Source organism: Thiothrix caldifontis (genome assembly GCF_900107695.1).
Taxonomy (GTDB): Bacteria; Pseudomonadota; Gammaproteobacteria; order Thiotrichales; family Thiotrichaceae; genus Thiothrix; species Thiothrix caldifontis.
On record NZ_FNQP01000012.1, the window covers coordinates 30,003 to 42,601 of the forward strand.

The following is a 12,599-nucleotide window of genomic DNA, read 5'->3' on the forward strand; positions in this document are numbered from 1 at the left end:
GTTATAGTGTCGACATTATAACTTCAAAGTGTCAACAATGTCAGGATGTTTTTCTTGAAAAAACGCTGTTTCGCGGTATTATTGTCAACACAACAGACAAGATGTCGACAAAACGAGGTAGCACCATGGCCTTTCTGACTGCTTGCAAATTGCAGGATCCGGTAACAATTGCAGACAAGTTATTTCTTGATTTGCGACGTGCCATTTTGGTGGGTGAAATCCCCGCTGGGAAAAAAATTAGTGAGCCAGAGCTGGCAGCAGCTTATGGCGTGAGCAGGGGTTCGCTACGCGAAGCCATTGGCAAATTGGAAAACTGCAACTTAGTGACGCGCAAGCCCAATATTGGTGCGCGAATCATTGACTTTTCCACCGAGCAATTGCTGGAAATTTACCAAATACGCGAAGCCACCGAAGGGATGGCAGCACGGCTCGCTGCCGAACACATGACTGCGGAAGAATTGGTACATTTACGCAAAATTTTGGAACGTCATCATGCCGAAATTGCGCAACACCAAAGCTATTCACAACACGACGTTGACTTGGATTTTCACTTTTCGATAATTCAGGGCAGCAAAAATAAACGCCTGATTCGCATGTTATGTCAGGACTTGTATGACTTGGTACGGTTCTACCGTTTCCGCCTCAAGTCCGGGTTTAGTCGCAGCGAACAGGCATTTCAGGAACACAACCTGATCGTGTCAGCGATTGAGCGACGCGATGGGGAAATGGCGGAAACGCTGATGCGCCATCATATCCGGGCTTCGCGGGATTATGCCTGCAAGCTGTTGGAACAGATGCCGACCTCAGACACCTAACCACCTACACGCTTTCTAGCTTTTTATCAACGGGGATACTCTATGAAGACCGCGAACAAACGACCGCTTTCACCCCACTTGCAGGTGTATAAGCCGCAACTCACGTCGGTGCTGTCGATCATGCACCGAGGCACCGGCGTGGTGTTGGCTATCGGCACATTGCTGGTGACGTATTGGCTGGCAGCCATTGCTGGGGGTGCGGAATCTTTTGCGAATGCCAACGCTATTCTTGGCTCATGGTTCGGCAAACTGGTGTTGTTTGGTTGGTCTTGGGCGCTGTTTTATCACCTCTCTAACGGTATCCGCCATTTGGTATGGGATAGCGGACACGGTTTCGACCTTCCTAGCGTTTACCTGAGCGGCAAAATCGCAGTGGGCGCGTCGTTGGCTCTCACTATCCTGCTTTGGCTTGTTGCCTGAACCCTGTTGAGGAATTGCTACACATGAGTTTATTGACACCTTTCAAACGTGCCAGCGGTCTGGGGACTACCAGCGATGGGGTAAAGCACTGGTGGATGCAGCGCGTCACAGCGGTTGCCTTGATTCCCCTGACATTGTGGCTGGTATTTGCGGTCGCGGCACACAGCGGCGAAGACTATGCCACGGTAACGGCATGGTTCGCACAGCCGTTTACCACGACCATGCTGACGTTATTCGTCTTCACCGCCTTCCTTCATGCCGTGCAAGGGTTGACCGTGATTATCGAAGATTACATCCATCATGAAGGCGTCAAGATTGCTGCCCTGATTGGCATGAAACTGGTACTGGTGTTGCTGGGAACCAGCAGCATTTTGAGTATTTTACGGGTCGCATTCGCGGGCTAATGACACAGAGGTTGATTACACAATGACTGAATACAAAATTGAACATCATACCTACGATGTCGTGGTCGTGGGCGCAGGTGGCGCAGGTTTGCGGGCTACTTTCGGGATGGCAGTAAAAGGCTTGTCCACGGCATGTATTACCAAAGTATTCCCGACCCGTAGCCATACCGTGGCTGCACAAGGCGGGATGTCCGCCGCACTCGGTAACATGGAGCCGGATAAATGGCAATGGCATATGTACGACACCGTAAAAGGCTCGGACTGGTTGGGCGACCAAGACGCCATTGAATACATGTGCCGTGAAGCGATTCCGGCAGTGATCGAACTCGAACACCAAGGTGTACCGTTTTCACGCACGGAAGAAGGTCGTATTTATCAACGTCCCTTCGGCGGGATGACCACCGAATTCGGCAAAGGCATTGCGCACCGCACTTGTGCAGCGGCTGACCGCACCGGTCACGCAATTTTGCACACGCTGTATCAGCAATCGCTGCGTCACGATGCGGTATTTTTCATTGAGCATTTCGCTACCGACCTGATTATGGACGAGGAAGGCGTGTGCCGTGGGGTACTGGCATGGGATTTAGCCAATGGTATTCTGCGCATTTTCCGGGCGCAAAAAGTGGTATTGGCAACCGGCGGTTACGGGCGGGCGTATTTCTCTGCCACCTCGGCACATACCTGTACTGGCGACGGTAACGGCATGGTGACACGGGCAGGCTTGCCATTGCAGGACATGGAATTTACCCAGTTCCACCCCACCGGTATTTACGGCGCGGGCTGTTTGATTACCGAAGGCGTGCGTGGCGAAGGCGGTTACCTGACCAATGCCAAGGGTGAACGTTTTATGGAGCGTTACGCCCCGAATGCCAAAGACTTGGCGTCGCGTGACGTGGTGAGCCGTTCCATGACCATTGAAATCAATGAAGGGCGTGGCGTTGGTCCCAAACAAGACCATATTCATCTGCATCTGGAACACTTAGGTCCGGAAGTGATTCACGAACGTCTGCCGGGGATCGCCGAAAGTGCGCGTATCTTTGCTGGTGTGGATGTCACCAAACAGCCGATTCCAGTACTGCCAACCGTGCATTACAACATGGGCGGCATTCCCACCAACTACCACGGCGAAGTGGTCACGCTCAAAGACGGCGAACCCGATAGCGTGGTTCCCGGTTTGATGGCGATTGGTGAGTGCGCTTGTGTTTCTGTGCATGGTGCGAACCGCCTCGGCTCCAACTCCTTGCTGGACATCGTGGTGTTCGGACGCGCCGCCGCCAACCGTTGTGCTGAAACCGTTACCCCTAGCGCTACCCAACCGGCGCTTCCTGAAGCGGGCGTGGCAAAAGTGTTGGAGCGTTTCAAGCGCATCCATCACGGCAATGGCAACACCAGCACTGCGCAAATCCGTGAAGCCATGCAACACACCATGCAAAAACACGCGGCGGTTTTCCGCACTGCGGAAACCTTGCAGGAAGGTGTCGACAAAATGAATGAGATTTACGCCAGCTTCAACGATGTCGCGGTAACAGACCGCAGCTTGGTGTGGAACTCTGACTTGATGGAAACCTTTGAGTTAGCCAACCTGTTGGATTGTGCCCAAACCTCGATTCAATGCGCTCTGAACCGTGAAGAAAGCCGGGGCGCACATGCCCGTGAAGACTTCCCCGATCGTAACGATGAGCAGTGGATGAAACACTCCATCGCGTGGGTCGATGAGGCTGGCAAGGTATCCATCGACTACCGCCCCGTCCACACTTACACCTTGACGGATGAAATCGAGTACATCGCACCGAAGAAACGGGTTTACTAACAGGGAGCTTTGCTATGGCTGAATTTACTTTACCTGCCAACTCGGTTATCAAGAGTGGTAAAACTTGGGCTGCCCCTGCCGGTGCAACCCGCGTGAAAAATTTCAGGGTTTACCGTTACGATCCGGATAGTGGTGAAAATCCGCGTTGGGATACCTACCAAATCGACCTCGACCAATGCGGGCCGATGGTGTTGGATGCCTTGCTGAAGATCAAAAACGAGATTGACCCGACCCTGACCTTCCGCCGTTCCTGCCGTGAAGGGATTTGCGGTTCTTGTTCGATGAACATCGACGGCACCAATACGCTGGCGTGTATCAAAGCGATTGACGCTTGCGAGGGCGATGTGCAAATCAGCCCCTTGCCGCACATGGAAGTGGTGAAAGATTTGATCCCGGATTTGACGCACTTCTACGCGCAATACGCCTCGATTAAACCCTGGATGCAAACCCAAACGCCTGCGCCACCGGATCGCGAACGCCTGCAATCACCGGAAGACCGCAAGAAGCTCGACAATCACTACGAGTGCATTCTGTGCGCGTGCTGCTCCACCTCTTGCCCTAGCTACTGGTGGAACAGTGACCGTTATTTGGGGCCTGCGATTCTCTTGCAAGCGAACCGTTGGGTGGTGGATAGCCGCGATGAAGCCACGGGCGAACGTCTGGACAATCTGGAAGACCCGTTCCGTTTGTACCGTTGCCACACCATTATGAACTGTACCAACACTTGCCCGAAAGGTTTGAACCCGGCGAAATCCATTGCAGAACTGAAGAAAAAAATGATCGAACGGCGATAAGTCGTTTCCCCCCATCCCCGACCCTTCCCCCGCAAGGGGTGAAGGGAGCAAGAGGACACCAGCACCATGAGTGAACTTTCCCGCGTAAAAATGCGCTGTCGGCGTGGTTTGAAAGAGCTGGATGTGATTTTCCAGCACTATTTGGAGCGCCATTACCCCAGTGCCAGCCCCACTGAATTGCAACGCTTAGACGAATTACTGGCAATGCAAGACCCGCTTATCTGGGACATGTTATTAGATGCAACTCCCTTCCCCGACCAGTACGCCGACCTGATTGCTAAGTTGCGTGTTGTCAATGACTGAACAACAACAAGCCGAACGGCTGGTGCGCTTGCGCTGGGCATGTCGACGCACCTTGCAAGCATTGGATCGCCCATTGGGAAATTTCTTGCGCGATTGCTTCCAAAGTCTCGATATGGGCGAACAATTTGCGTTCGAGCGTTTATTAAAATCCAAAGATCAGGAAATTCTGGATTGGTTAATTGGTAATCGCCAACCCCGCGATACGGGTATGTGCGCTATTATTGAAAAAGTACGCCAACACCATGACAACACCGCCGGAGAATAGTCCATGCCTGAATTACACGACCTTTCCCCTACTGCCGCCTACGACTTATTGCAAACCACCCCGCATAGCATTTTGGTCGACATCCGTTCCGCTATGGAATATTTGTTTGTTGGTCATCCGGTTGGGTCAGTGCACATTGCGTGGATCGACGAACCCGATTGGGACATTAATCCGCATTTCGCCAGCGAAGTCGAACAATTGCTAACCAGCCGTTTCCAAGAGTTGCCGCCCAAAGCCGCGCAAGTGGTGTTAATTTGCCGCAGTGGTAAACGTTCACGCGAAGCTGCCAGCGCGTTACTCGAAGCCGGTTTCCAACACGTCATGCACATTGACGAAGGTTTTGAAGGTGAACGTGATGACCAGCATCACCGGGGGACATTGGGGGGCTGGCGTTTTTATGGCTTACCTTGGGAACAATGCTAGTTCATCAATAATCGGCAAGTTGCTGCCGTTCATGCTATTTTCATGCGAACAATAACCCTGTTGTAATTCACGGTATTGCATACTATAAAAAGTATGTCTCATAACGTCATTCAAGAATGTTCCAAGAAAAGGAGTTTCACCTGCATGAAAACAAAATCATTAATCGTGCTACTGTTAGCCGGTATCTGGGGGGTAGGTAGCTGGTGGTGGTATACCTGCAAAGTGAAAGGTTTCTGTGGCGCTGATGCAACTCCAGCACAAGTTGCGGTGGGTACAGCGGCAACAGGCGCTGCGGCGGCACTGTCTGGTTCAGCTTCAGATGCTGACGATAAAACAAGCGATGATACCACCGACACCGATGGTGACGGCATCCCCGATGCGAAAGAAAAAACTTTGGGACTTGACCCCAACAAAGAAGACAGCGACGGCGACGGTATTTCTGACTTCATCGAGTTGGCACGCGACCCACAAGACACCGACGGGGACAGCAAAATTGACGCGCTGGACGATGACGATGACGGTGATGGCGTATTAACTGCTACTGAAAATGCTGACCCCAATGGCGATGGCAACGTTGATGATGCTGCGGATACCAACAGCAACCAACTCGCGGACTATCTTGATCCTGCTGCCAATGGTGGTGATGCCACCCAAACGGTCGATGCCGGAAAAACTGACGCTGATAAAGCCGATGCCGACAAAACCGCTGCGGATGCACAGGCCAAAGCTGACGCTGACAAAGCCGCTGCGGATGCACAAGCCAAAGCCGATGCAGATAAAGCCGCTGCTGAAGCACAAGCTAAAATCGACGCTGATAAAGCCGCTGCGGATGCAACACAAGCCAAAGCTGACGCCGATAAAGTCACCATGGAAACCACTAGTCCCACTCAAAACGGCGATATTGGCCCGGCTATCCTCACTTTCCCGACCGGTTCTGCTAACCCACAATTAGCTGACAGCACCAAGGAATATTTTGAGAAAGTAGCGCAATTCCTGAAAGACAATAGCAATGCGAAAGTAACCATTGTCGGTCATACTGATAGCAAAGGTGATCCCGCAAAAAACAAAGCCCTCGGTTTGAAACGTGCTGAAATGCTCCAAAAAACCTTGGTTGGTCTAGGTGCTCCTAAAGACCGTGTATCTGCGTCTTCTGAAGGTGCTGACAAACCGATTGCTGATAACAATACGGAAGAAGGCCGCAAGAAAAACCGCCGTGTTGAAATCACCCCTGTAAAATAAACGATTTGGAGTTGTTACCATGTTTAAAGACATTACAAGCCGTTACGACATGACCAGCGCCAGTCTGGATGTCATTCTCATGCTCGCAGGTGCATTCCTCTTGGGGTTCCTGTTCTGCTATTTCCGCAACCGCTCAGGCCATGAGGAGTAATTCATGAAGCAAACAAATGCTGACTACACCTTTGGTCTTGCCAGTCTGGAAATCGTCTTATTGCTGCTGGGCGCATTTTTACTGGGGATGCTGCTGTGCTGGTTATTGCGTAAATTGGGTATTTGCTGTGCCAGCCATGCGGTTAACACCAGCAAGCATTCCTTGGGTCATACCAGTCACACCGGTCATGCCAGCACCACGCTCGAAGGTCAGCGTACCCCCCGCGAATTTCCTGGTAAGGATCTAAAAAGTGGCGGTTATACGGCTGACATTAACAGTTTATTGCGTAACCCAGAGCCTTCCTCACCAAACACACCATCCCCCCATGATGTCAGCGATTTAGGAATAGCTCGCGTCAGCAGCATCCCACCTGACCTTACCAGCGTCACGCTAGGTCACAAAGACGACCTGAAAAAACTGGAAGGTATCGGCCCCAAACTGGAGCAAGTACTCAATGCTGCGGGAGTACGCAACTTTGCCCAACTCGCGTCCATGACACCGGAAGAAATCAAACCAATACTGGAAGCTGCTGGTAATCAGTTCAGAATGCACGACCCTAAAAGCTGGCCTTACCAAGCAGAATTGGCTGATAAAGGAGAGTGGGAACGTCTCAAGGAATACCAAAACCTACTCATCAGCGGACGAGTCTAAATAACAAGCCCCACAAAAACCGGCATTTTGCCGGTTTTTACTAGCAGGACGACGCTAGTTTAACCCATATTTCTCATGCATTGAATAAGGAATGCCAATCATGAATACCGCCCCTCCCCCTTATACATTTGGCATGGCAACAGGGGAAATTATCTCATTACTACTACTGAGCTTTGTCGTGGGGATATTGCTCTGCCGCCTATTACGCCAAATGGGTATTTGTTGCCTCCCTAAGAAAAAAACTACCCCATTCGGTATCACGCCAGTACCAGCAGGAAAATATCACACCCGCGACTTCAACATTCACACCCCAAATCTTCGCGTCAACCCTATCGCACCCAATCCTGAGCTCGAACTACCACAATTGCCTAACAAGCAAGCTGTCACTGATGTTTATGTTCCCAAAATTCAAGACAAACCCATGCTTACACTGCCGGAAGTAATACCAGAAACTAATGCGGAATTAGCAGTAATCGCTAACGCAACGCCAGAAGTCACGCTCGAATTACCAACTATAGACATAGAGAACGCGTTGCCACCGTTACCAGAAATTGACCCGTTGCTTGCCGCTATCGACCCGCATAAACCGATTATCGACATACCAGATACAGAACTAAAGGTTGTACCGGAGGAAACCACCATGCACAACATCCCTCGACCAGCAGCAGAGACATGGGAACCCGCCCCCCTGTTAGCCGCAATCGACCCACACAAACCCATTATCGACCCACCCGAAATCGATATACTTGAAACAAGCAACCTTGACGCACTATTACTTGCCATCGACCCGCACAAACCCATTATTGACCCGCCTGATATGCAGGAAACCAGTAGCATCGACCCGCTGCTACTCGCTATTGACCCACATAAACCGATTATTGATCCACCCGATGAATTAGAAACAATGAAAACCGACTCATTACTCGATGCGATTGACCCGCACAAACCGATTGTTGACTTACCCGATAGCCCTGAAGTAACCAACAATCAAACAACCACAGACAACACACTAGGCATATTTAACGACTGGCTACACAAAGCCAAAGAAAGTGTGGAACATCTCAAAGAAAAGGCCACACCTGCTGCCAATGAGTGGCTGCACAAGGCCAAAGACAGCGTGGAACATCTCAAAGAAAAAGCAGCACCTGTTAGCAACGACTGGCTGCACAAAGCCAAAGAACTCGGCAACGACTTCAGTTCTAAAGGGAATACCATCGGTTCTGAAACCTTGGCAAAAGGCGGTTCCACGCTCGCGGCACTCGCAGCCAGTGCCAAAGAGCTTACTGAAAAGCTCACCAACAACTTGTCAATCAAGCAAGACGACCTACAGAAACTTACCGGGATTGGCCCAACGTTTACCTCCATCTTGCACCGTGCGGGCATCCACACTTATCAGCAATTAGCAGAAACCTCTCCGCAAAAACTGCAAGCACTACTGATCGTGGAAGATGAGCAATTCAGCCAGCACGATACCTCAAGCTGGCCTAAACAAGCAGCGCTTGCCGCACAAGGTGAATGGGAACAACTCAAAGCCTACCAAGAAAGTTTATGAGCTAAACGCACTGCGCAGGTACTGCACCATTGACCAAACGGTCAGTACCGTCGCAATAGCCAATGCCACTAAGCCAATGTCCCGTAGTGGCAACACCCCGAACAAGTCTTGGTTATACAGCAAACAAATCAAGGCAATCATTTGCGCGGTGGTTTTCAGCTTACCAATGAAAGCCACCGCCACTTTGGAACGGTTGCCGGACTCCGCCATCCATTCGCGCAAGGCTGAAATCACAATTTCCCGCCCAATAATAACGACGGTTGCCAAAGTGATCCAAACATTGACTTCGCGTTCCACCAACAAGATTAAGGCAACAGCCACGATCAATTTATCCGCAACGGGATCCAGAAAAGCCCCGAAACGTGACTCCTGTTGCCACAACCGTGCCAAATAGCCATCCGCCCAGTCAGTCAAACCCGCCACCCCGAACAAGGTAGCTGCCGCCAATGGCGCCCAAGGCTGATCCAAATAAAACAGGAACACTAGCAGCGGAATAAATGCAATCCGCAACCACGTCAGCAACACCGGCAGGTTGAACACCATATCAACTCTCTTCTCCGTTAAAGAAATCATAAATTTTACGTGCCAATACGGGGCTAATTCCCGACACTTTTGCTAATTCTTCCACACTGGCACGTTCAATCGCTTTCAGACCACCAAACTGTTGCAGCAACACTTGCCGTCGTTTCGCACCCAGACCTTCAATTTGCTCTAAAGGTGACTGTGTGCGTGCTTTTTGCCGCCGGGCACGATGCCCCGTAATCGCAAAACGGTGGGCTTCATCACGAATTTGCTGGATCAGGTGCAAAGCTGCCGAATGTTCTGGCAATACCAAGCGTTCCTTGCCCTGTTCGATAATCAAGGTTTCTAACCCCGGTTTGCGCCCCTCGCCTTTTGCCACACCAACAACTTCAACACCCTGCACGTGTAATTCACGCAATACATCCAAAGCTTGCGTGACCTGACCTTTGCCACCGTCAATGAACAGAATATCAGGGAGTTTACCTTCCTGCTCAACCGCTCGACGAAACCGACGGGTCAATGCCTGACGCATCGCTGCATAATCATCTCCAGGTTGAATACCTTCGATATTATAACGCCGATATTCTGACTTTAGTGGACCATTCAGGTCGAACACGACACAAGAGGCGACAGTCGCCTCCCCCATCGTGTGACTGATGTCGAAACATTCCATGCGGGCGGGTAAGGCTGTCATGCCCAGCGCTTCTTGCACCGCAAACAATCGTTGCTGCATCCCGGCACGGGAAAGCACTTGCATTTGCAACGCCTGTTCAGCATTACGCTGCGCCAACTCCACCCACTTACTCCGTTCACCCCGTTGCGGTTGGCGAATGACCACTTTACGCCCTTGCTTGAGGGTCAGCATATCCGCTAACACATCCGCATCATCGGGCATTTCCGACACTAAAACTTCACCCGGTACATCATGGTTCAGGTAATACTGCGCTAAAAATGAGCTTAGAATTTCAGCACTATGCGCCTCATCATCGGGCAGTTTGGGGAAAAAGTTGCGGTTGCCGAGATTATTACCATTACGCACCGTAAATACCTGCACACTGGCAACACCTGAGCCTAAACAAATCGACACCACATCGACATTACCATTGCTACCGCTGACGTATTGCTGTTGGGAAATGTGCCGCAAACTTTCAATCAAATCACGGTATTCCGCTGCTTTCTCAAAATTCAGGGTCATGGCGGCGCTTTCCATTTTTTGCACCAGCTCGTCAATCACCTCTTGGGTACGCCCTTGCAGAAATTGCACCGCATGACGAATGCTTTGTGCATAGTCCGACTTATCAATCAAACCCACACATGGCGCACTACAACGCTTGATTTGGTATTCCAGGCACGGACGTGAACGATTGGCGAAATAACTGTCTTCACACTGGCGTGCTTTGAACAGTTTTTTCATCAAATGCATGGTCTGGCGTACCGCCCCCACGCTAGGGTAAGGGCCAAAATATTGCCCCGGTTGTTTACGTGACCCACGATAAAATTCAATGCGGGGGTATTCGCCTGCGGTAATGTGAATGTAGGGATAGCCCTTACCGTCTTTTAGCAAAATATTGTAGCGCGGCGAATGTTGTTTGATCAGGTTGCTTTCCAACAACAACGCTTCGGCTTCGGTGTTGGTAATAGCAATTTCCACCTGACAAATTTGCTTCACCATTGCAAAAATGCGCGAATTGGTCAGCGTACCGCGAAAGTAGCTCGACAGGCGGTTTTTCAGGTCTTTGGCCTTACCAACGTAAAGCACTGCGCCATCTTTACCCAGCATCCGGTATACGCCCGGTTTGTGGGGGGCGGTCTTGAGGAAGTCTTTGGGATCAAAATTGGGCAATTCGGTTTGCATAGTTGCTATTTTGCCACAGCACACAGTAAGTTGCTGTTGAAGTTACTCAGACTGCATAAAAATTACAGGCTGGCAATCCCAAAGCCGACTATAGTTAGTAGGTATTCTGCATCACACTCAGAACAAGCGGGGAAATTACAATGAGTACAGAAAAATACATTATTTTACGTAGCCGGGAAATCTCTTCACCCACCCGTGGCGATATGGGAACGCGGGGCGCAGGGGTGAATACCTTTTCCCGCCCACCTGCCACCATCAAACTGGAAGAAGCCGATCTGACCAAACGGGAACGCAACGATCTACGCCGTGACCCGCGTACCCGTGCGATTGCGATGCCAATGCCGCTCAAACTCATTGCCCCGGTCAGACGGCAGGCTACGGACACACCTCCCTCCCCTCCCCTTGACACCACCGCAACGTGGGGAGTCAAAGCGGTGCGTGCTCCCGAATCACGTTTTGACGGCACGGGCATCAGCGTGGCGGTGCTGGATACGGGTATCGACCCACATCACCCTGCTTTTGCAGGCATGGCACTGGTACAGCAAAACTTCACCACCGAAGAACCCAACGACCTCAATGGCCATGGCACACACTGCGCCGGAACCATTTTTGGACAGGACGTTAACGGTACGCGCATTGGCATTGCCCGCAATATCGAACGTGCATTGATCGGCAAAGTGCTGGGTGAAGGCGGTGGCACCTCAGCTACTCTTGCAAAAGCGATCCAATGGGCACTGCACGAAGGGGCACACGTCATTTCAATGTCGGTCGGAATCGACTTCCCCGGTTATGTGGACTGGCTGGTTCAACAGGAAAACATGAACGTTAACCCTGCCACCTCCATGGCACTGGAAGAATACCGGGCCAACGTTAACTTATTCACCGAACTGGCACGTTTCGTACAGGCATACAGCACGTTCGGACAGGGCGCAATCATTGTTGCGGCCTCCGGTAATGAAAGCAATCGCCCCAAATACGAAATTTCAGTGGCACCACCTGCCGCAGGCACTGGCATTATCGCGGTTGGGGCGCTTGGCGAATCCGACAAAGGCTTGAAGATTGCTGAATTCTCCAATAATCAGGCCGATATTAGCGCTCCAGGAGTTGACATTCTCTCTGCTGAAGCGGGAAGCGATAAATTGACCAGCATGGATGGCACGAGCATGGCAACACCCCATGCAGCCGGGGTTGCCGCACTGTGGGCGCAACGCCAATTGGAAATGACCGGGCGTGTCGAAAGCCAAAGCTTGATGGCACAACTCATCGCCAGTGGTACTTACGCCGCCCTTGACCCAGACAGTGAAGAAGATGACGTAGGTACAGGTATTGTGCAAGCACCGCTCAACTAAACTGTAAGGGCGTGATGAATCACCCCTTACCTACACTCTTCTTGCC

The 12,599-nt window shown here is 51.2% G+C and carries 15 protein-coding genes; 13 read left to right on the forward strand and 2 right to left on the reverse strand.

The window, feature by feature from the left end:
• The first annotated feature begins 125 nt into the window (after positions 1-125).
• The 12 genes from BLV87_RS11160 to BLV87_RS11210 all read left to right on the forward strand — a co-directional run bounded on the left by BLV87_RS11160 (position 126) and on the right by BLV87_RS11210 (position 8,827).
• On the forward strand, positions 126-815 hold the full coding sequence (locus tag BLV87_RS11160) for a GntR family transcriptional regulator (protein ID WP_093068735.1): 690 nt from the start codon (positions 126-128) through the stop codon (positions 813-815).
• Positions 816-857: 42 nt separating this feature from the next.
• Positions 858-1,235 carry a succinate dehydrogenase, cytochrome b556 subunit gene (gene sdhC, locus BLV87_RS11165; protein WP_093068737.1) on the forward strand — a complete coding sequence of 126 codons (378 nt, stop codon included), beginning with the start codon at positions 858-860 and terminating at the stop codon, positions 1,233-1,235.
• Positions 1,236-1,258: 23 nt separating this feature from the next.
• A complete protein-coding gene (gene sdhD, locus BLV87_RS11170) occupies positions 1,259-1,639 on the forward strand; it encodes a succinate dehydrogenase, hydrophobic membrane anchor protein (protein WP_093068738.1) in 381 nt (126 codons plus the stop codon).
• Between the two features lie 22 nt (positions 1,640-1,661).
• Entirely contained in the window at positions 1,662-3,449 is a 1,788-nt protein-coding gene (gene sdhA / locus BLV87_RS11175) for a succinate dehydrogenase flavoprotein subunit (protein WP_093068740.1), read from the forward strand.
• A gap of 14 nt (positions 3,450-3,463) precedes the next feature.
• A complete protein-coding gene (locus BLV87_RS11180; RefSeq protein WP_093068741.1) occupies positions 3,464-4,243 on the forward strand; it encodes a succinate dehydrogenase iron-sulfur subunit in 780 nt (259 codons plus the stop codon).
• Positions 4,244-4,309: 66 nt separating this feature from the next.
• The gene (locus BLV87_RS11185; protein ID WP_093068743.1) at positions 4,310-4,546 is read left to right on the forward strand and encodes an FAD assembly factor SdhE; all 237 of its coding nucleotides are present in this window, start codon (positions 4,310-4,312) and stop codon (positions 4,544-4,546) included.
• Entirely contained in the window at positions 4,539-4,811 is a 273-nt protein-coding gene (locus tag BLV87_RS11190) for an FAD assembly factor SdhE (RefSeq protein WP_093068744.1), read from the forward strand. The genes BLV87_RS11185 and BLV87_RS11190 overlap by 8 nt, the downstream gene beginning before the upstream one ends.
• Positions 4,812-4,814: 3 nt before the next feature.
• Positions 4,815-5,234, forward strand: coding sequence for a rhodanese-like domain-containing protein (locus BLV87_RS11195; RefSeq protein ID WP_093068746.1), 420 nt, complete (start codon positions 4,815-4,817; stop codon positions 5,232-5,234).
• A 144-nt stretch (positions 5,235-5,378) separates the two neighbouring features.
• Positions 5,379-6,473: an OmpA family protein gene (locus BLV87_RS11200; RefSeq protein WP_175517913.1), complete on the forward strand. Its 1,095-nt coding sequence runs from the start codon at positions 5,379-5,381 to the stop codon at positions 6,471-6,473.
• Positions 6,474-6,492: 19 nt separating this feature from the next.
• On the forward strand, positions 6,493-6,624 hold the full coding sequence (locus BLV87_RS19980; RefSeq protein ID WP_255697746.1) for a hypothetical protein: 132 nt from the start codon (positions 6,493-6,495) through the stop codon (positions 6,622-6,624).
• Positions 6,625-6,627: 3 nt separating this feature from the next.
• Positions 6,628-7,275, forward strand: coding sequence for a hypothetical protein (locus BLV87_RS19675; protein ID WP_093068749.1), 648 nt, complete (start codon positions 6,628-6,630; stop codon positions 7,273-7,275).
• 100 nt (positions 7,276-7,375) lie between these two features.
• Positions 7,376-8,827 carry a hypothetical protein gene (locus BLV87_RS11210; protein ID WP_093068750.1) on the forward strand — a complete coding sequence of 484 codons (1,452 nt, stop codon included), beginning with the start codon at positions 7,376-7,378 and terminating at the stop codon, positions 8,825-8,827.
• On the opposite strand, the gene pgsA is transcribed toward BLV87_RS11210, so the two are convergent.
• A complete protein-coding gene (gene pgsA, locus BLV87_RS11215) occupies positions 8,822-9,370 on the reverse strand; it encodes a CDP-diacylglycerol--glycerol-3-phosphate 3-phosphatidyltransferase (RefSeq protein WP_093068752.1) in 549 nt (182 codons plus the stop codon). The two genes, BLV87_RS11210 and pgsA, sit on opposite strands and share 6 nt — an antisense overlap.
• 1 nt (position 9,371) lies before the next feature.
• Positions 9,372-11,204, reverse strand: coding sequence for an excinuclease ABC subunit UvrC (uvrC, locus tag BLV87_RS11220; protein WP_093068753.1), 1,833 nt, complete (start codon positions 11,202-11,204; stop codon positions 9,372-9,374).
• A 140-nt stretch (positions 11,205-11,344) separates the two neighbouring features.
• Between uvrC and BLV87_RS11225 the strand changes: the two genes are divergently transcribed.
• Positions 11,345-12,553, forward strand: a complete 1,209-nt coding sequence (locus tag BLV87_RS11225) for a S8 family peptidase (RefSeq protein ID WP_093068755.1) — start codon at positions 11,345-11,347, stop codon at positions 12,551-12,553.
• Positions 12,554-12,599: the final 46 nt, after the last annotated feature.

Excerpts from the sequence above, each read along its gene's own strand:
- BLV87_RS11200 (WP_175517913.1), top strand. The coding sequence starts at position 5,379 with ATGAAAACAAAATCATTAATCGTGCTACTGTTAGCCGGTATCTGGGGG.
- BLV87_RS19980 (WP_255697746.1), top strand. The coding sequence starts at position 6,493 with ATGTTTAAAGACATTACAAGCCGTTACGACATGACCAGCGCCAGTCTG.
- BLV87_RS11180 (WP_093068741.1), top strand. The coding sequence starts at position 3,464 with ATGGCTGAATTTACTTTACCTGCCAACTCGGTTATCAAGAGTGGTAAA.
- BLV87_RS11195 (WP_093068746.1), top strand. The coding sequence starts at position 4,815 with ATGCCTGAATTACACGACCTTTCCCCTACTGCCGCCTACGACTTATTG.
- sdhC (WP_093068737.1), top strand. The coding sequence starts at position 858 with ATGAAGACCGCGAACAAACGACCGCTTTCACCCCACTTGCAGGTGTAT.
- BLV87_RS11190 (WP_093068744.1), top strand. The coding sequence starts at position 4,539 with ATGACTGAACAACAACAAGCCGAACGGCTGGTGCGCTTGCGCTGGGCA.
- BLV87_RS11160 (WP_093068735.1), top strand. The coding sequence starts at position 126 with ATGGCCTTTCTGACTGCTTGCAAATTGCAGGATCCGGTAACAATTGCA.
- BLV87_RS11210 (WP_093068750.1), top strand. The coding sequence starts at position 7,376 with ATGAATACCGCCCCTCCCCCTTATACATTTGGCATGGCAACAGGGGAA.
- BLV87_RS11225 (WP_093068755.1), top strand. The coding sequence starts at position 11,345 with ATGAGTACAGAAAAATACATTATTTTACGTAGCCGGGAAATCTCTTCA.
- BLV87_RS11185 (WP_093068743.1), top strand. The coding sequence starts at position 4,310 with ATGAGTGAACTTTCCCGCGTAAAAATGCGCTGTCGGCGTGGTTTGAAA.
- sdhD (WP_093068738.1), top strand. The coding sequence starts at position 1,259 with ATGAGTTTATTGACACCTTTCAAACGTGCCAGCGGTCTGGGGACTACC.
- BLV87_RS19675 (WP_093068749.1), top strand. The coding sequence starts at position 6,628 with ATGAAGCAAACAAATGCTGACTACACCTTTGGTCTTGCCAGTCTGGAA.
- sdhA (WP_093068740.1), top strand. The coding sequence starts at position 1,662 with ATGACTGAATACAAAATTGAACATCATACCTACGATGTCGTGGTCGTG.
- uvrC (WP_093068753.1), bottom strand. The coding sequence starts at position 11,204 with ATGCAAACCGAATTGCCCAATTTTGATCCCAAAGACTTCCTCAAGACC.
- pgsA (WP_093068752.1), bottom strand. The coding sequence starts at position 9,370 with ATGGTGTTCAACCTGCCGGTGTTGCTGACGTGGTTGCGGATTGCATTT.